The organism is Ruegeria sp. AH12 (genome assembly GCF_056541465.1).
Genome location: NZ_JBQFYL010000010.1, coordinates 80,328 through 100,440, shown reverse-complemented (window position 1 = coordinate 100,440; position 20,113 = coordinate 80,328). Strand labels below are relative to the sequence as shown.

At 57.7% G+C, this 20,113-nt stretch carries 21 protein-coding genes; 9 read left to right on the top strand and 12 right to left on the bottom strand.

Features of this window, described 5'->3' with window-relative positions:
- Nucleotides 1–67: 67 nt before the first annotated feature.
- Entirely contained in the window at nt 68–1,240 is a 1,173-nt protein-coding gene (locus tag ACR0EL_RS15025; RefSeq protein WP_480500756.1) for an acetyl-CoA C-acyltransferase, read from the bottom strand.
- A gap of 103 nt (nt 1,241–1,343) precedes the next feature.
- Here ACR0EL_RS15025 and ACR0EL_RS15020 point away from each other — a divergent pair, with 103 nt between their 5' ends.
- From ACR0EL_RS15020 to ACR0EL_RS15010, 3 genes are all read left to right on the top strand, one after another.
- The gene (locus ACR0EL_RS15020) at nt 1,344–1,682 is read left to right on the top strand and encodes an STAS domain-containing protein (protein WP_480500755.1); all 339 of its coding nucleotides are present in this window, start codon (nt 1,344–1,346) and stop codon (nt 1,680–1,682) included.
- Nucleotides 1,683–1,701: 19 nt separating this feature from the next.
- Complete coding sequence (locus ACR0EL_RS15015) at nt 1,702–2,151, top strand: ATP-binding protein (protein ID WP_480500754.1); 450 nt, start codon at nt 1,702–1,704, stop codon at nt 2,149–2,151.
- 217 nt (nt 2,152–2,368) lie between these two features.
- A complete protein-coding gene (locus tag ACR0EL_RS15010) occupies nt 2,369–3,946 on the top strand; it encodes a gamma-glutamyltransferase family protein (protein WP_480500753.1) in 1,578 nt (525 codons plus the stop codon).
- A gap of 34 nt (nt 3,947–3,980) precedes the next feature.
- Here the strand turns inward: ACR0EL_RS15010 and hspQ are convergent, their stop codons facing one another.
- Nucleotides 3,981–4,307 carry a heat shock protein HspQ gene (gene hspQ / locus ACR0EL_RS15005; RefSeq protein ID WP_170533369.1) on the bottom strand — a complete coding sequence of 109 codons (327 nt, stop codon included), beginning with the start codon at nt 4,305–4,307 and terminating at the stop codon, nt 3,981–3,983.
- Between the two features lie 80 nt (nt 4,308–4,387).
- On the opposite strand from hspQ, the gene ACR0EL_RS15000 reads away from it, so the two are divergent.
- Together ACR0EL_RS15000 and ACR0EL_RS14995 are read left to right on the top strand one after the other, a co-directional pair.
- Complete coding sequence (locus ACR0EL_RS15000) at nt 4,388–5,269, top strand: AEC family transporter (protein ID WP_480500751.1); 882 nt, start codon at nt 4,388–4,390, stop codon at nt 5,267–5,269.
- 61 nt (nt 5,270–5,330) lie between these two features.
- Complete coding sequence (locus ACR0EL_RS14995) at nt 5,331–5,912, top strand: transglycosylase SLT domain-containing protein (protein ID WP_480500750.1); 582 nt, start codon at nt 5,331–5,333, stop codon at nt 5,910–5,912.
- Nucleotides 5,913–5,949: 37 nt separating this feature from the next.
- Here the strand turns inward: ACR0EL_RS14995 and ACR0EL_RS14990 are convergent, their stop codons facing one another.
- The 4 genes from ACR0EL_RS14990 to ACR0EL_RS14975 all read right to left on the bottom strand — a co-directional run bounded on the left by ACR0EL_RS14990 (nt 5,950) and on the right by ACR0EL_RS14975 (nt 12,086).
- Complete coding sequence (locus ACR0EL_RS14990) at nt 5,950–6,522, bottom strand: LolA family protein (RefSeq protein WP_353009051.1); 573 nt, start codon at nt 6,520–6,522, stop codon at nt 5,950–5,952.
- Between the two features lie 39 nt (nt 6,523–6,561).
- Nucleotides 6,562–9,453: a DNA translocase FtsK gene (locus tag ACR0EL_RS14985; protein ID WP_480500749.1), complete on the bottom strand. Its 2,892-nt coding sequence runs from the start codon at nt 9,451–9,453 to the stop codon at nt 6,562–6,564.
- A 14-nt stretch (nt 9,454–9,467) separates the two neighbouring features.
- A complete protein-coding gene (locus ACR0EL_RS14980) occupies nt 9,468–10,649 on the bottom strand; it encodes an aminotransferase class I/II-fold pyridoxal phosphate-dependent enzyme (RefSeq protein ID WP_480500748.1) in 1,182 nt (393 codons plus the stop codon).
- Nucleotides 10,650–10,757: 108 nt separating this feature from the next.
- Nucleotides 10,758–12,086, bottom strand: a complete 1,329-nt coding sequence (locus ACR0EL_RS14975) for an amidase (protein ID WP_480500747.1) — start codon at nt 12,084–12,086, stop codon at nt 10,758–10,760.
- Nucleotides 12,087–12,138: 52 nt separating this feature from the next.
- Between ACR0EL_RS14975 and ACR0EL_RS14970 the strand changes: the two genes are divergently transcribed.
- The gene (locus tag ACR0EL_RS14970; RefSeq protein WP_480500746.1) at nt 12,139–13,401 is read left to right on the top strand and encodes an FAD-dependent monooxygenase; all 1,263 of its coding nucleotides are present in this window, start codon (nt 12,139–12,141) and stop codon (nt 13,399–13,401) included.
- Here ACR0EL_RS14970 and ACR0EL_RS14965 read toward each other — a convergent pair.
- The 4 genes from ACR0EL_RS14965 to ACR0EL_RS14950 all read right to left on the bottom strand — a co-directional run bounded on the left by ACR0EL_RS14965 (nt 13,398) and on the right by ACR0EL_RS14950 (nt 16,031).
- On the bottom strand, nt 13,398–13,583 hold the full coding sequence (locus tag ACR0EL_RS14965; RefSeq protein ID WP_480500745.1) for a Trm112 family protein: 186 nt from the start codon (nt 13,581–13,583) through the stop codon (nt 13,398–13,400). The two genes, ACR0EL_RS14970 and ACR0EL_RS14965, sit on opposite strands and share 4 nt — an antisense overlap.
- Entirely contained in the window at nt 13,580–14,221 is a 642-nt protein-coding gene (locus tag ACR0EL_RS14960; protein WP_480500744.1) for an LON peptidase substrate-binding domain-containing protein, read from the bottom strand. Before ACR0EL_RS14960 ends, ACR0EL_RS14965 begins: the two co-directional genes overlap by 4 nt.
- 27 nt (nt 14,222–14,248) lie before the next feature.
- A complete protein-coding gene (gene trxA / locus ACR0EL_RS14955) occupies nt 14,249–15,166 on the bottom strand; it encodes a thioredoxin (RefSeq protein ID WP_480500743.1) in 918 nt (305 codons plus the stop codon).
- 76 nt (nt 15,167–15,242) lie between these two features.
- Nucleotides 15,243–16,031, bottom strand: coding sequence for an exodeoxyribonuclease III (locus ACR0EL_RS14950; protein ID WP_480500742.1), 789 nt, complete (start codon nt 16,029–16,031; stop codon nt 15,243–15,245).
- Between the two features lie 230 nt (nt 16,032–16,261).
- Between ACR0EL_RS14950 and ACR0EL_RS14945 the strand changes: the two genes are divergently transcribed.
- On the top strand, nt 16,262–16,696 hold the full coding sequence (locus ACR0EL_RS14945; RefSeq protein ID WP_480500741.1) for a hypothetical protein: 435 nt from the start codon (nt 16,262–16,264) through the stop codon (nt 16,694–16,696).
- A gap of 246 nt (nt 16,697–16,942) precedes the next feature.
- Here the strand turns inward: ACR0EL_RS14945 and ACR0EL_RS14940 are convergent, their stop codons facing one another.
- Nucleotides 16,943–17,629: a response regulator transcription factor gene (locus tag ACR0EL_RS14940; protein WP_170533404.1), complete on the bottom strand. Its 687-nt coding sequence runs from the start codon at nt 17,627–17,629 to the stop codon at nt 16,943–16,945.
- A gap of 160 nt (nt 17,630–17,789) precedes the next feature.
- On the opposite strand from ACR0EL_RS14940, the gene ribA reads away from it, so the two are divergent.
- Nucleotides 17,790–18,884, top strand: a complete 1,095-nt coding sequence (ribA, locus tag ACR0EL_RS14935; RefSeq protein ID WP_480500739.1) for a GTP cyclohydrolase II — start codon at nt 17,790–17,792, stop codon at nt 18,882–18,884.
- Entirely contained in the window at nt 18,881–19,381 is a 501-nt protein-coding gene (locus ACR0EL_RS14930; protein WP_480500738.1) for a L,D-transpeptidase family protein, read from the top strand. The genes ribA and ACR0EL_RS14930 overlap by 4 nt, the downstream gene beginning before the upstream one ends.
- On the opposite strand, the gene ACR0EL_RS14925 is transcribed toward ACR0EL_RS14930, so the two are convergent.
- Nucleotides 19,365–20,024 carry a YggS family pyridoxal phosphate-dependent enzyme gene (locus ACR0EL_RS14925; RefSeq protein WP_480500737.1) on the bottom strand — a complete coding sequence of 220 codons (660 nt, stop codon included), beginning with the start codon at nt 20,022–20,024 and terminating at the stop codon, nt 19,365–19,367. The two genes, ACR0EL_RS14930 and ACR0EL_RS14925, sit on opposite strands and share 17 nt — an antisense overlap.
- Between the last annotated feature and the right edge of the window lie 89 nt (nt 20,025–20,113).

Sequence of the window (20,113 nt, the reverse complement as noted above, 5' to 3'; positions counted from 1 at the left end):
GCACTTTCCGGCAGAGGATACGAGAACCAGCCTCGTATCCCCGAACTATGTAGAAAAAGATAGAGCGTCAAACACGTTCAATGGCGATGGCGGTGCCTTCCCCTCCGCCAATACAAATCGCTGCGACACCGCGTTTGAGGTTCCGTTTTTCAAGCGCGTTCAGCAACGTAACCATGATCCGCGCGCCCGATGCGCCAATGGGATGACCCAGCGCACAGGCGCCGCCGTTCACGTTCACCTTCTCACGTGGCAATCCCATTTCATGCATGAAAGCCATAGGGACCACGGCAAAGGCTTCATTCACCTCCCACAGATCGACATCCTCGGTCGACCAACCGATCCGATCCAGCAGTTTCCGCGCTGCGGGAACCGGAGCCGTCGTGAATAGACCCGGTGCCTGCGCATGATTGGCGTGGCCCAGGATGCGCGCACGGACAGTCAGAGACTGCGCTTCAGCCTGGGCGGCAGACGCCAGTACCAACGCGGCAGCACCATCCGAGATTGAGGAAGCGTTGGCCGCAGTGACTGTGCCATCCTTGCGGAAGGCAGGTTTCAGGGTCGGGATTTTCTCAGGCCGGGCGGATTCAGGCTGCTCATCGGTGGACTGGGTCACCTCACCCTTGCGGGTGCGCACGGATACGGGCGTGATCTCTTGGTCGAAGGCGCCGTTTTCCTGTGCAGCCAATGCGTTAGACAAAGATTGCAGGGCGTATTCGTCCTGCGCCTCGCGCGTGAACTGATACGCCTCGGCACAGTCTTCGGCAAAGGTGCCCATCAGGCGGCCTTTGTCATAGGCGTCTTCCAGGCCATCAAGAAACATGTGATCCACAACCTGCCCATGCCCGATGCGCGCGCCCCCCCGCATTTTAGGCAACAGATAAGGTGCATTTGTCATGCTCTCCATTCCGCCCGCAACCATCAGGTCCGCATGACCCAGCGCGATCTGATCAAAGGCCATCATGGCAGCTTTCATACCCGACCCGCACATCTTGTTCAGCGTTGTTGCGGGCACGTCTTCGCCCAAACCAGCTGCAAACCCGGCCTGGCGCGCGGGGGCCTGCCCCTGGCCTGCGGGAAGAACACAACCCATAAGAACTTCATCCACTGTCTGGGTGCCTGCCTGCGTAAGAGCTGCCCGGATCGCCGTTCCACCAAGCTCTGCCGCCGAGACGCCATCAAACATGCCCTGAAACCCACCCATAGGGGTACGAGCGGCCCCTGCGATCACAACATCTTTCATCCCGGCTTTCCTTTGTTCGATTTCCGCACCCTGAATACCGAATGGTAAGATTTGCCGTCTAGCGTATTTCTACGACGTAGTTTTAGCAAAGAGGGCGGTCACAATGGGTCTGACCAGCAAAACGACCGGGGCCACTCAGGTCATAACAGTTGAATCTGACCGAATCGATGCTGCCATGGCCATCCAGTTCAAAGAGGATATGCGGCGCGAAACCGAAACGGATTGCGACCGCGTCATACTAGATCTGACAGGGGTCGAATTCATCGACTCGAGCGGGCTGGGTGCCATCGTTGCCTCGATGAAACAGCTTGGGGACGGGCGCAGGCTGGATTTGTCAGGCCTGCAACCGGTTGTCGAAAAGGTCTTTCGCCTGACGCGCATGGACACAGTGTTTAAACTGTTCACCACTCTGGACGATGCCTTGGCAGAGACGTTGGACTGATCTGGCAGGAGTGGACTGCGTGACGCCGATACGGAACGAAACCTGCTTGGAGCTCAGCTTTCCCGCCACAGAGGTAGAAGCCAGCGCCGGGATTGCACAGCTCAGCGCCGGGCTATCGCAGCAGGGGTTGCCTGATCATATGGCAGATGATGTTAAGATTGCCCTGGCCGAGGCAATCAATAACGTCGTTGAACATGCCTATGAGGGGATAGCGCCCGCTAAGGTGCAGGTAACCTGTAGGCTGGAACGTGACCGATTGGACATTTTGATCTCGGACACCGGGAACCCGATGCCCGGGTATCAATTGCCTGACGGAACCCCAGCCTCGGTCGAAACGGACCTACAGGATTTGCCCGAAGGTGGTTTTGGTTGGTTTTTGATCAATCAACTGACCAGTGATATCTGCTATGAGCGACATCAGGGATGCAATCGCCTGTCTCTAAGATTCGACTTTGAACGCCAGCCTTAACTGCAGACATAACGCCACAATAACGCCTTTTTCGAACCATTGTGGCGCCGCAAACAACCATCATAAAGTGACTCGTAGCTCAGATAGCTTCCCTCGGCGCCAAGTGTCACAGCCCCCACCCAGTGAACGGCGCCGAGGAACCTCCCTCGCCTTGAAATCACTGGACAATCCCTCCCCTCACTCTACCTTCGCCACGGCAAGGAAGAGGAGAGATGTTATGCGCGATTTGCACCTGCCTGGACGTTCCGAGGTTCTGGTAACCGAGGGAATGTGCGCAACATCGCATCCTCTGGCGGCAAAGGCCGCGCTAGATATTCTGGAACAGGGCGGTAACGCGATGGACGCGGCCATTGCCGGGGCGGTTCTGCTGGGCATTTGCGAACCACAAATGACCGGGCTGGGCGGCGATTGCTTTGTCCTGTTCAATCGGGCGGGCGAAAGCAAGGTGCGCGCGCTGAACGGATCAGGCCGAGCCCCGTTCAGGGCCAATGCTGATGCGTTGCGTGCCCGGTCGCTGACCGCGATCCCCCTGACCAGCCCCGATGCGGTCACAATTCCCGGCGCGGTCGATGCCTTTTGCCATCTGTCTGAAGCTGAAGGGCGGCTAGGTCTGGACGCAATTCTGCAACCCGCCATCCACTATGCCGAGTTGGGTGTCCCAGTCGCGCCACGCGTTGCATTCGACTGGAAAAGTGGGGCACCAACCCTGCAAGGGGCTGCCAAACAACACTATCTGATCGATGGAAAGGTGCCCAAGATTGGTCAGGTTTTCCGATCCCCCGGTCAGGCCGAAGTGTTGCGCCGCCTCGCCAAAAACGGGCGCGAGGCCTTTTACACAGGTGAAATTGCGCAGGATATGCTGGCTGCCCTGTCTCAACTCGGTGGTGTCCACACTGACGGTGATTTTGAACGTACAGAATGCACGCCAACAGATCCGGTGAGCGGCAGCTACGGTGGCATTGATCTGCTTGAACATCCACCGAACGGACAAGGCGCAACCGCCATCCTGCTTCTGAACATCCTGAAACACTTCGATTTGGCGCGCATGGATCCGTTGGGCGCAGATCGGGTTCATATCGAAGCGGAGGCCACCAAGCTAGCCTATGATGCCCGTAACCGATTCATCGCCGATCCGGACCACACCGCGCGCGCGGAACAATTCCTCGACCCAGACGTGGCCGAACGCCTCGCTGCGCTGATCGATCCCAAACGCGCAATGGGGTCTCCCGCACCGCTGACCGAAGCCATTCACAAAGACACGGTTTACATCACAGTTGTTGATCGGGACCGGATGGCGGTGTCGCTGATCTATTCAATCTTTCACAGTTTCGGCTCGGGGATTGCTTCGAAAAAATACGGTATTCTGATGCAAAACCGTGGAGCGGGCTTTACGCTGGAACGCGGTCATCCCAACGAATTGGGCGGCGGGAAACGCCCGATGCACACAATCATTCCGGGCATGCTGACCGAGAAAGGGCGCGTCATGATGCCGTTTGGAGTGATGGGCGGGGCATATCAGCCAACGGGCCACGCCCGGTTTGTATCGAACCTGACAGATTTCAACCTTGGGCTGCAAACCAGCATCGATGCCCCCCGTGCTTTTGCCGATGGCGGAGTTCTGAAACTGGAACGTGGCTTCTCAGAGAAGGTCGCTCAACAATTGGCGGATATTGGCCACACTGTCACGATTCCAGAAACCCCGCTTGGCGGGGCCCAGGCTATTCGAATCCGCGAGGATGGTGTGTTGGAAGGCGCAAGCGATCCGCGCAAGGATGGATGTGCACTCGGCTACTAGACACAGTCGCCTTTGGCCCCACGGGCCCAAAGGTTCAGTTCAGATGAAAGTGCAGCGGATAGGACCCATCTTCGAAAGGACCAAACATATTGGGGATATCCGGATGCTCGACCGGCTCGCCCGATTGATCCTCGATCAGATTTTGTTCTGAAACATAAGCGACATAGAAGGATTGATCGTTCTCGGCCAGCAGATGATAGAACGGCTGGTCCTTGATCGGCCTACTGTCTTCGGGGATGGCTTCGTACCATTCCTCGGTGTTCGAAAACTCCGGATCGACGTCAAAAATCACCCCTCGGAAGGGATGTTTTTTGTGTCGAACAACCTGTCCAAGGCCGTATTTGGCGTGTGTCTTTAGCATTGTTTCAGCCCCCAAAGAAGTTACTACCTCTTTCCGGGCGGAAAAGCCAATCATTGATCTGAAATTCGGGGAAACAGTCTGTGAACCTTCTACTGACAGTGTTCGAAATCGTAGCGCCGGTCTTCATTCTGGCCGGGATCGGCTTTGCCTGGATCAAGTTGGGGTTCGAATATCGACTGCAATTCGTCACCCGATTTGCCATGACACTGGCGGTCCCCAGCCTGATCTTTGTCGCCCTTATGCAAACCGAGATACCCGGCGGTGACCTGTCGCGCTTTACCATCGCTACGATCGTCGCCAACCTTGTTCTGGCAGCTGTCTTCTGGGTCCTCGTTCGCGTACTGAAACTGGACCAGCGCACCTATCTATCACCGTTGATTTTTGGCAATACCGGCAATCTCGGGCTGCCGCTGTGCATCTTCGCCTTTGGTCAGGCGGGACTGGGGTATGCCGTGATTTTCCTGTCGGTGACGGCTTTGTTTTCCTTCACCTACGGTATTTATTTGGTTGCCGGAAAAGGCGCGCATGGGCAGGTCATCCGGCAACCTATGGTCTGGGCCACGATTCTCGGCGCCCTGTTTTTGTGGCGCGGGTGGGAGACTCCAGTTTTTTTGACCAACACGTTGGATTTGCTGGGGCAAATGGCTGTGCCGTTGATGCTGGTCACTGTTGGTGTTGCTATTGCACGGCTCACCACGCGCAGTCTGGGTCGAGCAGTCTGGCTGTCCCTTCTGAAAGTCGCTGTCTGCTTTGCACTGGGTTGGTTTGTTGCTGTTGCATTCGATCTTGAAGCGATCGCCTTTGGTGTGTTGGTCCTGCAGATGTGTACTCCGGTCGCGGTCACATCTTATCTGTTGGCCGAACGGTTTGAAGCGGATGCAGATGCGGTGGCCGGGATGGTTATGGTGTCAACGCTGGTGTCCGTTGCAACACTGCCACTTGTTTTGGCACTTGTGCTCTAGCGATTGTGATTCCATCCACGCTCAATCTGCGCTAGAATGCCAGAAAAAAGGCATGAGGCACATGAGCAGATTTCTTTTCGTACTCCTTGGGGTGCTGCTTTTGGCATCCTGTGGGGGTGGTTCCAAGCAACCGCCCAGCAGATTGAATGACGCGTGCAGTATTGCGCGCGAAAAGCCCGACTATATCCGGGCCTTCCAAAAAACCGAGCGTAAATGGGGTGTTCCCGTTCACGTTCAGATGGCCACCATCTATCAGGAAAGCCGGTATCGCCACGATGCGCGCACGCCACACCGCTATGTTCTGGGCGTGATCCCGATGGGCCGTCAAAGCAGCGCCTATGGCTATGGTCAGGCCCTGGATGGCACGTGGGAGCAATACCAGCGTGAAACCGGCAAGCGCCGCGCCAAGCGGGATCGGATCGGCGATGCGTCGGACTTTATCGGTTGGTACATGAACAAAAGCTACGAGCGGAATGGCATCCACCCCTCCGACACGCGTAACCAGTACCTAGCCTATCACGAAGGGCACACGGGGTATGCGCGTGGCAGCTACAATCGCAAATCCTGGTTGCTTGGCGTGGCCAGCGACGTGGATGCGCGCGCTGATATGTACCAGTCTCAGCTGGCAAACTGCCGATACTAAGCGTGATGGGGTCAGCGGTTTTGCTGACCCTTATTCGCTATTTGTCTGAAAAGAGATCCTGGTCAAAGGTACCGCCCTTGTTCAGCGGGCCCAGCAGCACAGTGGTTTGGGTGCCTGCATTGTCGTGGATCACCCATTTTCGCAGCTCAACAGGATTGTCGGTAAACATCAGCTCGATCCGACCTGAGTCTGGGTTCTTGGGATCCTGCGCCGTGACAACCGTTGCCGTACCGTCAAACTCGTGCCCAACCACCATATTGGCCTGCCCCAGATTGACGTTGCGTGCCAGAACCAAGGACAAAGGTGTGCGCTTCAACGGATATTGCTCGGGTGGTTGGTTTGATTTGGGATCGAAGATCAGAACGCTGCCCGTCCGTGCCAGAACAACAGCGCTGTCCGGCGGATCATATTCGAACCGCATCTTGCCCGGTCTTTGAATCCAAAGCTGGCCGGTGCTCAGCGAGCCATCGTCATTGACCTGGGTAAAACTCGTCTGAACCGTTTTCATTTGGTTCAGGTAGTTCGAAATCTCTGACAACGGCAGTTTGTCCGCCGCCCAGGCCGCAGGCGCGGCCAATGTCAGTGCAAGGGCAAAAGCAATCTGTTTCATAAGGTCCAGATAAGCCTTTTGCCCTTGTTATTAAATATCCTACTGTTCGGGGACGAGGATTTCCCGCTTACCGACGTGATTTGCCGCCGAAACAACGCCTTCGTCCTCCATCTGCTCAACCAGCCGCGCGGCTTTGTTGTAACCGATGGCAAGTTTCCGCTGGATGTATGAGGTCGAGCATTTGCGATCCTTGATCACAATTGCCACCGCTTGGTCATACAACGCATCTTCGCCGTTGGTGTTGCCACCAGTGTTCAGCCCCAAAACGGCGTCTATGTTGTCGGCCTTTTCTTCGGCCGGTCCATCGACGACGCCGCTCATGTAATCCGGCGGGCCGAATTGCTTCAGGTGGTTTACGATTTCCTCGACCTCTTCATCCGAGACAAACGGTCCGTGGCAACGGGTGATCTTGGCGCCACCCGCCATATAGAGCATGTCACCCTGCCCCAGCAGTTGCTCGGCGCCCATCTCACCCAGAATGGTGCGGCTATCGACCTTCGAAGTTACCTGGAACGAAATCCGGGTCGGGAAGTTCGCCTTGATCGTACCGGTGATCACGTCGACCGAGGGGCGCTGCGTGGCCATGATCAGGTGAATGCCCGAGGCCCGCGCCATCTGCGCCAGACGCTGGATGCAGGCCTCAATCTCTTTGCCTGCCACCATCATCAGGTCAGCCATCTCATCGACAATGACGACGATGTAGGGCATCGCCTCGGGCGCGAATTCTTCAGTCTCGAACATCGGTTCGCCGGTTTCATCGTCAAAGCCCGTCTGGACCGTGCGGCTGAACATCTCACCCTTGGATAGCGCATCCTTCACGCGCCCATTGTAGCCCGCGATGTTACGCACGCCCATTTTGGACATCTTGCGATACCGATCCTCCATCTCGCCCACGACCCATTTTAGAGCGACAACCGCCTTTTTCGGGTCGGTCACAACGGGCGACAGCAGATGCGGAATGCCATCATATACGGACAGTTCCAGCATCTTCGGGTCGATCATGATCAGGCGGCATTCATCCGGACTCAGCTTATACAACAGCGACAGGATCATGGTGTTGATCGCCACCGATTTACCGGAACCGGTGGTCCCCGCGATCAGCAAGTGAGGCATCTTCGCAAGGTTCGCCACAACGGATTCGCCGCCGATATCCTTGCCCAGCGCCAAAGGCAGTGCATGGTTACCGTCACCAAAATCACGGCTGGCGAGGATCTCGCGCAACACCACCATCTCACGATTTTCGTTAGGTAGTTCGATCCCGATGACCGAGCGGCCCGGCAAGGTCGAAACCCGCGCCGACAAGGCAGACATCGAGCGTGCGATATCGTCGGCCAAACCAATCACACGGCTGGCTTTAAGGCCCGGCGCGGGTTCTAGTTCGTACATGGTGACCACAGGACCGGGGCGGACGCTGACGATCTCACCTTTGACGCCATAATCGTCCAGCACGTTTTCCAGCATCCGCGCATTTTCCTCCAGCGCTTCGTCGCTCAGGTGGTGGCGCTGAATGGTGGATGGGTTGGACAACAGGCCCAAGGGGGGCAATTCGAAATCTGAATGCCGCTCCTCAAAGGACAATGTCGGCTGCGCCTCGGCCTGCGCACGGCGTGATGGCTGCGGCGTGCGACGCACGGGCTGGGCAACCACCGGCTTGCGCGGTTCAGCCACCGGGATTTTCATCGCAGGGCGCGCCTGCGGTTCAGATGCGTGCATATCTTCGAACACAGTATCGTCGTCTTCAAGTTCCGGCTCAGCCGCAAAATCCTGATGCAGCGGTTCTTGCCACTCTGTCGTGGCATCGGCGCTCAGGGTCGGCTCGGGTGGCAGATCGGTCCAGCTGATCGGTGGTTCGGGCGGCAGTTCCGCCGCAGCACCTGTATTCAGGATCAGGGGATCAGGCCCCCGGCCCCGGCCTTTGGTAAGCGGCAAGTTCGGATCAGGCTCGGGTGTTACTTCACCCGTCGCCACCTTGCGATTACGCACCGCGGCCGAAATCTTGGAACGGATACGATCTTCGCCCGGCATTTCGTCAAAACCTTCGACCGGCATTGCTTCGATCAATTCCGGTTCAGGCATCGGATCAGGGCGGCGGATCAAGGCTGGCATACGAGCCAGCAGGCCGGTTTTAGGGGCAGGTTCGTCCGCTTCCTCTTCCAGCTCTTCAAAGACGGGATCACCAAAAGCAACCGCATCCTGCAAGACAGGCTCAACCCGCGCTGCTCGGTGCTCTTTCCACTGCGCGCGACGATCCCGCGCCGCTTGCGCCGTGGCCGAAGCTCCACGACCCAGCAGGGTCATCAGCATGTCATAGGACACCACCAAACCCAGCAGGAAGGCCCTAAACCCGCGCTGTACATCACTTCTGATGAAGCCCAGGACGAAGACACCTAGCGCAAGCATGCCAAGCGCCATAACCAATGACATCAGTTTGACAACAAAAGCCGACGAGATCGGGAGGATCAGCAGGATAAAGCCCAGCACAGTATCACCACCCAAGCCGCCCAGGCCGTAGCTGTGGGTCGCGCGCCAGGCCTCTCCGGGCACCAGCGTTGCTGCGTAGACGGCCAGAACTGCGATCCAGATAGGTGCAAAGATCAGCCGGGCAATGGCGCGATCCTCGCCGAAATGACCGGCGAACCGCACGCCCCAGACGATCAATGCCAGGGCAAAGCCCCAACTGCCCCAGCCCACAACCATAAAGGAAAACGCTGCAATCCAGGCACCGACCCGGCCCATCCAGTTCTGCACCGGCGCATCGGTCGAAACCATCCAGTTTGGGTCCTCGGGTGTGTAGGACCAGATCATCGCGGCAGCTGCAAAGCCTAGCAGAATCAAGGCGATCCCGATCAATTCCTTGCTGCGCCGCTCGATGGCGGCCTGTGTGGTGCTATCCAACAGCGGATCGCGGTTGCGCGCGTTCAATGATGCCATTTTGCCCTCGTACCTCACGAATAGATGCAGTCGCGGAGCGTGATCAGCCCGCGCTGCAACTCTGTTTTTGGGGCCACCATGGCGGCCCGGATAAAGTGTTCGCCCGGGTTTTGCCCCGGATCACCCTGAGAAAGATATGCGCCCGGCAGAACCCGCACTCCGGTCTCCTGCCACAGCTTCAATGCGGTTTCTTCGCCGTTTTCGACCGGCAGCCATAGGAAAAATCCGGCCTCGGGCGGCATGTAGCCTTGCACATTGGCAAAAACCTCGTCCGCAAGGGCGTATTTTTCCTGATAGAGCGCACGGTTCTGCGCGACATGCGCCTCATCCGCCCAAACCCGCGCGGCAGCGGCTTGCAAAGGCAAAGGCAACGGCGCACCGGCATAGTTGCGCAGCTGTTTGACACGTTTGATCGTTTCGGGCCCGCCAGCAATCAAACCGGACCTCAGACCGGCCAGATTCGACCGTTTCGACAGCGAATTGAACAGAGTGATCCGTTCAGGGTCAGCGCCCATCTCCTGCGCAACGGTCAAGACGCCTATGGGCGCTTCGTTGCGATAAATCTCGGAATAGCATTCATCCGCAAAGATGCGGAAATTGTATTTCTCAGCCAAAGCAATCAGCTCGGCCCAGTAGTCGCGTGATGCAACGGCCCCCTGAGGATTGGCCGGAGAGCAGATATAGGCAACCGCCGTTCGGTTCAGCACGTCCTCGGGCAGCGCGGCATAATTAGGCAGATGACCTGTAGCCGCAGTCGCAGGTACAAAGACAGGCTCTGCCTCAACCGAGATCGAAGCGACCATATAGACCTGATAAAACGGGTTCGGGCACAGAACGACCGGCTTTTGCCCATTCTTCTGCTCGGGGCACAGGGCCATCGCGGCGTTGTACAGCCCCTCTCGGGTGCCGTTCAGGGCCATCACATTGATGTCGGGGTCCATGCTCACGCGATAGCGGCGCTTGATCCAGTCGGTGATCGCACCGCGCAGCTCGGGCGAGCCTTCGTTGGGCGGATAACCCTGAAACCCTGCCGCGTTCTCAGTGATGACATCTGTCACCCAAGCAGGGAAATCATGCATCGGCGCGCCGATGGTCATGTGAATGACATCTCCGCCCGGCTGGTGATGATCCAACAAGGTGCGCAGACGCGGGAATGCATATTCCGGTAGGTTCGAAAACCGCTCGGGAAAATTCATAACTACTGCCTCAAGATCGGGATCGTTTTCGCCCCGTTTTTTGACAGATTACAGATCACACCCCACCCCGTCCAGACAAAGAGACGTCGAATCAGGGGATTGTGGCATTCAGGCCAATGCAGATTCGGCGGCTGATCCCAGCCTTAAAAGCGCCTCTTCCGAACCCGGATAACCCAGCATCATCAGCCCGCAACCGGGTGTTCCGGTCGGCAGGGTCAGGGCAGCCAGCCCCATCAGGTTGCCGATGCGGGTGTTGCGCAGGGCAAGCAAATTCTCGGTTACGTAGTAGTCGTGGTCGCTCATCAACCGGTCCAGATTGGGTGGCAGTATGGGCGCAGTGGGGGCCAGAACCGCATCGAACCCGGCCGTAGCTGCATCCCATGCGGCGCGGCAGGCTTTGAGCTTGGACCAGGCCGCGACATAGTCCGGCCCGGAATGGGCCTGTCCCATGCGGAATCGTTCGAGGATTTCGGGATACATCGCGTCGGGGTTGGCTTCGATCACGTCTTTCCACAGACCATACGCCTCGGTGGTATAGAGCACACCCGACAGGCCCATCGCCTCGTTCAACTCGGGCACCTCAAGCGGAACAATCTCGGCCCCGGCATCCGTCAGGCGGCGTAACGCCACCTCATAAGCTTTGCGCGGTTCATCCCTTAGGTCATCTTTGGCCACGTTTTGAAGATCAGCAAAGCGGCGTCCAACCAGAGACCCACCGCGCAGATCGGTGGGCGCACCGCCCTCTAGCAAAGCCAGCATATGCGCTGCATCCTCGACCGACCGCACCAGTGGGCCAACAGTATCGAAGCGCAAACAGAGCGGCACAGTCCCTTCCAAGCTGACCCGGCCTGCGGTGGTTTTCAGCCCCACCAGATTGTTCCACGCCGACGGAATGCGAACAGACCCGCCCGTATCCGATCCGATCCCGCAGGCCGCCAACCCCCAGGCCACCGAGGCCGCGGCACCCGAAGATGAGCCGCCCGGTACAGCCTCTTCATCATCAACGCAAGGCGGAGTGCCGGTGATCGGGTTCAGACCAAGCCCGGAAAAGGCAAGCTCACTCATATGGGTTTTGCCCAGACAAACCGTACCCATCGCGGTGGCGTTCCGCACAACCACGGCGTCTGCTTCGGGCACACGGCCTTTCAACAGGGCGGATCCCGCCTCGGTCCCGATACCGGCAGTATCGAACAGATCCTTCCAACTGATCGGAACGCCATCCAACAGCGACCGGCGCAAACCCAAAGCGGCGCGGTCCTTTGCAGCCTTCGCCTCGGCCCGTGCGCGATCATGGGTGACGCGCGCATAGATACGATCACGATGCGGATGGGCGTCAATGGCGGCTAGGTAGGTTTCGGTCAGCTCGACCGGGTCGATCTGCCCCATGCCAATACCTCGACCCAGATCACAGGCTGTCATCGTCAACCATTCCTGCATCACCGCGCTCCTTCTTTTTTGGCTGAACCGGACGGTAGCGACAGGACCGCACATGGACAATCCCGAAAGGGCGCGCATAGTGCAGGGCATGACACGAGGCTCGAACATTCTGATCGTTGGCGGAGGGCTAAATGGCCCCGCCTTGGCCCTGGCACTGGCTCAGACCGGTCATTTGGTCACGGTGATTGATGCACTGGCCGAAAAGACACGTAAGACTGCGGGTTTTGACGGGCGGTCCTATGCTTTGGCGCTGGCCTCTCAGCGGTTGCTGGATGCAATTGGGATATGGGATCGGGTTGCTGAACACGCTCAGCCAATGCTTGAAATCAAGGTCACCGATGGGCATGCGGGCTTAGGCCCGTCGCCCTTTTTCATGCATTTCGACCATGCCGAAATCGAAGAGGGCCCGATGGGCTACATGGTCGAGGATCGCCACCTGCGCCGCGCGTTTCTGGACGCGATGGCCGAGGACAAGCGCATCACCCTGATCAACGGCAAGACCGTTGTAGCGCAGGAAACGGATACGAGCGGGGCCGTTCTGACACTGGATGACGGCACCACGATCGAAGGGCAGTTGCTGGTCGGCTGCGACGGACGTCGCAGCGGCACGGCAGCGCGGGCCGGGATCAAACGCACCGGGTGGGACTATGGCCAAACCGCACTGGTTTGCGCGATTGAACATGAGTTGCCGCATCACGGCATCGCGCATCAGTTCTTCATGCCCCCAGGCCCCCTGGCCATTCTGCCCCTGACCGGCAACCGCAGCTCGATTGTCTGGAGCGAACGGACCGAAACCGCGCATCAAATCAACGCCTTACCTGAGGCTGAGTATCTTCAGGCGCTGCGCCCAAGGTTCGGCGACTTCTTAGGCGATATCCGCCTGCAAGGCGACCGATTCACCTATCCGCTGAACCTGACCATCGCCAATTCTTTCATCGCCGATCATCTGGCTTTGGTTGGAGACGCCGCACATGGGATGCACCCGATTGCCGGTCAGGGTCTGAACGCCGGTCTGCGTGACGTGGGCGCGCTGGCCGAAGTGCTGACACTGGCCGGGCGGCGGGGTGAAGAGATCGGCTCAACCCTAGTGCTGCAGCGGTATCAGGAATGGCGGCGGTTCGATACCGCCTCACTCGCCATGGCGACGGATGTGTTCAACAGGCTGTTTTCGAACGACAATCCGCTGCTTCGGCTTGGACGGGATATCGGGATGGGGATCGTTGGCTCACTGCCCGGATTACGCCGCGGTTTCGTACGCGAAGCTGCGGGGCTGACCGGGGACCTGCCGAAGCTTTTACAAGGGCGCTCGATTTAATCCAGCTGACGCGCCTCATCGACCAGCATCACAGGAATGCCATTTCGGATCGGAAAGGCCAGCCCTGCGGCTTTGGACACCAGTTCCTGTTTTTCGGCATCATAATGCAAGGTGGTCTGTGTCTGAGGGCAAACAAGCGCCTCAAGCATATGGCGGTCAAAGGCGTTCACGCTATCGCTCATTGCAAAGTTTCCTCATTTGATCCGCCGCGCATAGCGAATTCAATCAATGTCACCAAGGTCTCGCGCCGGGTCCGCAGGCACGGGGCCTCAAGCAGGGCTTGTTTATCTTCGGGATCAAAGTCCATCAGCATTGATAGGGAATTCACCAAAAGCTCATCATCCGCATCCTTGAGCGAATCCCAATCGGTCGATAACTCACGGGAGTCAAAAAACCGTTCCAGCAAGGTTAGGAACCGGGTCCGGTCGAACCCGTCATCCTTCTCGGATTTCCCAAGATCGCGGTCAAACCCTTCCCAGGACACTTCGCAGCGTCGATAGGGTGTGAACCCATCAAGCTCTGATTTGATGCGGAACCGGGACACCCCGGTCAAGGTGATCAGATAGCGCCCGTCTTCTGTTTCAGAAAACTGGGTAACGCGACCCGCGCATCCGATCCGATGCAGCTTTTTCTCATCATTCAAGGACGGGTTCGGCTGGACCATTGCGATCAGCCGTTCCTTGGTCTTCAGCGCATCGTCCAGCATCTGCAGGTAACGCGGCTCAAAGATATGCAGCGGCAGGCGAGATCGGGGCAGCAACAGCGCCCCGGGCAATGGAAAAACGGATACCGTTTCCGGCAGGTCAGCGGGATGCATCATGTATCCGAGTGTAGCTCTGATCTGGAATTAGGCAAATATCATCGAGCTGAGCTTGCGCCGCCCGTTCAGAACAATGGGATCATTGGGCTTGAGCGCATCGAAGATCGTGAACAGTTGCGTCTTGGCCGCACCGTCATTCCACTCACGATCCCGGCGGAACAGTTCCAGCAATTGCGCGACGGCGTCTTCGACATCCCCATTGGCGTGCAGAGCCTGCGCCAGATCGAAACGCGCCTGATGGTTGTCAGGCTCGGCCTCGACTGTTGCCATCAGTTCAGCTACCGGCCCGGCGTCCGCGGCCTGTTTCGCCAGCTCAAGCTGAGCATGGGCCGCTTCCAACTCGGGCGTGCTGGAGATTTCTGCAGGGGCTCCGTTCAGGATCGCCTCGGCCTGGTCCAGATCGTCGGATGCGATATGCGCCCGCACCAAGCCACCATAGGCTGCTGCATGGTTGGGGTCTTCGCCCAGAATGGCCGCAAAGGTCTGCACCGCATCGACGGCGGCCCCTTCGGCCAGCATTTCCTCGGCGGCCTGAACGGCATCCTCCAACTGACCACCCGGGCTTTCGCCACCTGCCGCTTCGATCACCCTGTCCACAAAGGCCTTGATCTCGGACCCCGGCACAGCCCCTTGAAACCCGTCAACAGGCTGACCCTTAAAGAACGCGTAAACGGTGGGGATTGACTGAATACGCATTTGCGACGCGATCATCTGCGCCTCATCCACGTTGATCTTGACCATCTTCACCGCGCCCTTGGCGGCGGTCACGGCCTCTTCCAGCAGCGGACCCAACGTCTTGCACGGACCACACCACGGCGCCCAGAAATCCACGATCACGGGGGTTTCCTGCGACGCCTCGACCACATCGGCCATAAACGTCGCCTCAGATCCATCCTTGATCAGATCGGTGGCGGCGGTGCTGTCTGAGCTGTTCAGAAGGTCCATGGCAAATACTCTTTCGTTCAAACTTGCGCCCTATATGCAACCGCTTGGCACAGAAACCAAGGGCCGAGTTGCACAGTTACAGATCGAAACTGGCAAAGACCGGGGCGTGATCGCTGGGTTTCTCCCACCCGCGCGCGTCGCGCAGAATACGGCTGGAATGGCCTGCGTTGGAAATATCCGGCGTAGCCCAGACGTGATCCAGCCGCCGCCCCTTGTCTGCCGCATCCCAATCCCGCGCGCGGTAAGACCACCAACTATAAAGCTGCCCTTCGGGGATATCCTGACGGGTGATATCGACCCAACCGCCTGCATCCTGCGTCTCGGCCAGTTGCTCGACCTCGATCGGGGTATGAGAGACAACCTTGAGCAGCTGCTTGTGCGACCAGACATCATCTTCGCGCGGGGCAATGTTCAGATCGCCGACCAAGATGGATTTTTCAGGCTTTTTCGCATGGAACCAATCGCGCATGTCGGTGAGGTAATCGAGCTTTTGCCCGAACTTCTCATTCACCTCACGATCCGGCACATCCCCGCCCGCCGGGACGTAGAAGTTGTGGATCGTGACCCCATTCTCCAACCGCCCTGCGATGTGGCGGGCATGGCCGAGACCGGCAAAATCCTTATCGCCCACCTCCTCCAGCGGCAAGCGCGACAGAATGGCGACGCCGTTGTAACCCTTCTGCCCACGCGCCACCATGTGCGTGTAGCCCAGTTCCGCAAAGCCTTGGGTCGGGATCTTTTCAACCGGAGATTTACATTCCTGCAAACACAGCACATCCGGAGCCTCTTCCTGCAGCAATTTCAGCACGATAGGCTCACGCAAACGGACCGAGTTGATGTTCCAGGTGGCAAGGGTGAAGGGCATGGTCGGGGAATCCTCTGTCGCAGTTGGGCGGAGGTTAGCGTGGTAGAACACCGGGCACCACGAGAAAAAGTCACTTAGCCGGTTGGGTTAACAAACAACAACAATACGCACCTGCCCGCCAAGATGCGGACGCGACTTCAAAGATAAAGCTTGCAGCGGACATTGTTCTTCTTTTTTGTAACTGTACCCTGTAACTCCTTGTTTCCTCAAAAGGCTATCTGGAAAACGATATGAGGCGCTGGCTATCGCGTACATTCAACCACCTGATCTATGTGCGCTTATTTTTATACAAAGAGTTTAAGCTTGGCCCGTTCAACGGTATAGACGTCAGGGCTTATCGCAAGCCATCGAGCCATACGATTTCTCACGTAATACTGGAGCGCACAAGCAGTGGCGCAAAAACCAGCTTTGCCGATACATACCCAACTTGGTCATTCGATCCCCACGGTCCCAAATGGCGCGCTATTGTTGAAAACTCACGGTTGGCTTGCCCTTCAGAAATTCCCAAGAGTGTATCCTACGGCATCTATGGCAGGTCCGTTAGTTACGACCAAGATGGCGACTTCTTTTCTGAGGACTTTGATGGAGAAATTTTTTCCATCCGTCGCCAGTGCGTCATCGAAATTGAATTGGAAATCGCCGCGAACGAAAATCGCAAAGAATAAGCGGTTTCTATTTATCAAAGAGTGAGGCTTCGTGAGAGTTCCATTCGTGGTCTCGTTAGTGCTGGATTCTTGAACTTAAACCCAAAAAACTGACGTCTTGATACCGCACCATTACAAAAAAAGCCGGGCCATCAGGCCCGGCAGTCCAACAGGGAGGTACATGTCATAACCCGGACATGCGCGGGATGGGAGTAACCTAATTATGAGTGCAGAGTATCACTTTGATCCAAATCAATCCATAGGCGATCAAGACACTAATCGATATCCGCCCGATTCTGTGACCAAAAGGCGCGCATTGGACGGATCGGGCTCGATTTTCTGACGCAGGCGATAGATGTGGGTTTCCAGCGTGTGAGTCGTGACACCCGCGTTATAGCCCCAGACCTCATGCAGCAGCACATCGCGGGCGACCACCCCATCGGTCGAACGGTAGAGGAACTTGAGGATGTTCGTCTCTTTCTCGGTCAGACGGATTTTCCGGTCTTCCTCGGTGATCAGCATCTTCATGGCTGGCTTGAAGGTATACGGCCCCAGCACAAACACCGCGTCCTCAGATTGCTCATGCTGTCGCAGCTGTGCGCGGATACGGGCCAGCAGAACCGGGAATTTGAAGGGTTTCGAGACATAGTCGTTAGCGCCAGCATCCAGGCCCAGGATGGTGTCAGCGTCGCTGTCATGGCCGGTCAGCATCAGGATCGGGCTTTTGACGCCCTGTTTGCGCATCAGGCGGCACAGCTCTCGCCCATCGGTATCAGGTAGACCAACATCCAGAATGACCAGATCGTAGATCGCCTCGCGGGCCCGCTCCATTGCTGATGCACCGTCCGAGGCTTCGAAGACGTCAAAGTCCTCGGTCATCACCAACTGCTCACTAAGCGCTTCGCGCAGGTCTTCGTCGTCATCCACCAGCAGGATTTTCTTGAGCTGAGCCATCTGCGGTCCTCCTAAGCCTTTTCCATCACTTGCGTTTGGAATATGCAATCAGCAAGCTTTGCTGCAATCGTCTCACGCCTTCGTGTCGGACGCAGCGGAAATGTTTCACTTTTCCGGGTGAAACCGGTAGTAATTCGCCGGATGTTGTAAGGTATCATCGATGAGTCTCAGCCCTGACATGACCGAATTGCTGGCCCGCGCACGGGCCGATTTGCGCATGGGTGTTCCGGTGGCACTGACCGATGACACCGGGTTTTGCGTGTTGGCGGCGTCGACAGAAACGCTCAGCCCCCAACGGTTGACCGATCTGCGCAAGCTTGGTGGCACGCCTGTTGTGGCGATCACCGGACGGCGGGCCGAGACGCTGAAGGCGCGGGCCTATGACGGAGATCTGGCGCGGGTTCTTGTTCCTGCGGACGCAGATATCAGTTGGGTGCAGGCCGTTGCTGACCCGTCGGACGATCTGAACGCGCCCATGAAAGGCCCGCTGATGACCGAGCGGCAGGGCAGTGCCAACTTGCATCGCATCGCCATTGCGCTGACCAAATCGGCGCGTCTTCTGCCCGCTGCGGTGGTCGTTCCCGTCGAAGATGGCCGGTCCTTTGCTGCTGAGCGCGGGCTGACATGTATCGACCACGCGCGCGCCGCGCCGCATCTGGCAGAACGCAGTACGTTGCACGAGGTTGTCGCCGCGCGCCTGCCGATGGAAGTGTCCGAGGCCGGTCGCCTGCACGTGTTCCGCCCCGAAGATGGCGGCGAAGAACATTATGCGGTGGAAATCGGGCGTCCGGATCGCAGCAAGCCGGTCCTTGCCCGCCTGCATTCAGCCTGCTTCACGGGTGACCTGATGGGTAGCCTTAAATGTGATTGCGGGCCTCAACTGCGCGGGGCTCTGGCGCAGATGGGGAATGAAGGCGCGGGCGTATTGCTGTATCTGAATCAGGAAGGTCGCGGGATTGGGTTGGCCAACAAGATGCGGGCCTATTTCCTTCAAGATCAAGGGTTTGACACGGTTGAGGCCAACCACCGGCTGGGCTTTGAGGATGATGAACGGGATTTCCGGCTGGGTTCGGACATCCTGAAATCGCTGGGCTTCAGCTCGGTTCGACTGCTGACGAACAACCCTGCCAAGATCGCCATGATGGAAAAAACCGGCATCGCCGTAACCGAGCGTGTGCCGCTGAAGGTCGGTGAAACTGCACATAATCAAGGCTATCTGGCCACCAAGGCCGCGAAGTCCGGGCATCTGCTTTGACACCTAGTGATCTAGTACTAACCCCGCGCGGGGCCCGGTTCATGGGGCGCGTGTTTCCCTGTTCCATCGGGAAAGGAGGGCTCAGCAACGCAAAGCGCGAAGGCGATGGCGCGACGCCGACCGGAACCCATCGAATCGTAGGAATGCTCTACCGCCCTGATCGCATCTCACCGCCTGCCGGATGGGCCCAGCCCATTGGCCCTTGGGATCTGTGGTCAGATGATATGTCGGATGATAAATATAACTCTTTGGTCACAGCACCTTATGAGTTTAGTCATGAGAGACTGCGCCGCGCGGATCCGCTATATGATCTGGTTTTGATCACCAACTGGAACTGGCCCAATGCGGTGCCGGGTTCCGGGTCAGCCATTTTTATTCATCAATGGCGCAGACCCGCGTATCCGACTGAAGGGTGCATTGCCTTTCGGCGTGATCACCTGCACTGGATTGCCCGCCGTATCATACCCGGCACGCGTTTGATCATCCCTGAGGTTTGACACGCTCGCCAAAAATGGCCGAACCAACGCGTATGTGGGTGGCCCCTAGTGCGATGGCCTGTTCAAAATCACCGCTCATCCCCATCGACAGGCCCGTCAAACCATTTCGCTTTGCGATTTTGGCCAGAAGAGCAAAATGTAGTGCGGGTTCTTCTTCGATTGGCGGAATACACATCAGGCCTTGGATAGGTAGATCAAGCGCACGGCATTCGGCTACAAAACTATCCGCCTCTAACGGCAAAATCCCCGCCTTTTGCTCTTCTTCACCTGTATTGACTTGAATGAAAAGCGCGGGGCAGCTTCCGACCTCCTGCGCCAGTCGAGCCAGGGTATTGGCCAGCTTCGGGCGATCAACCGAATGGATGGCGTTGCATAACTCCATCGCCTGACGTGCCTTGTTGGTTTGCAGCGGGCCAATGAGATGCAAATCAATTCCTTCGAAGTGTTCCTTGAACATCGGCCACTTGCCCGCCGCCTCCTGCACCCGGTTCTCACCGAAGCAACGATGGCCCTGCTCTAGTACAGCCTGCACCCGCTCATTCGGCTGCACCTTGGAAACAGCGATCAGCTTGACCGACCCCGGATCGCGCCCAGCTTTGGCTTCAGCACTGGCGATGCGGGTGGTGATGTCTTGCAGCGACATAGTGTTCCTTGAATCTGTCCTTTGAGGGACACAACACCATGTGACGGCAAAAGAAAAGGGCGGGTCCGAAGACCCGCCCTAAGAACTTT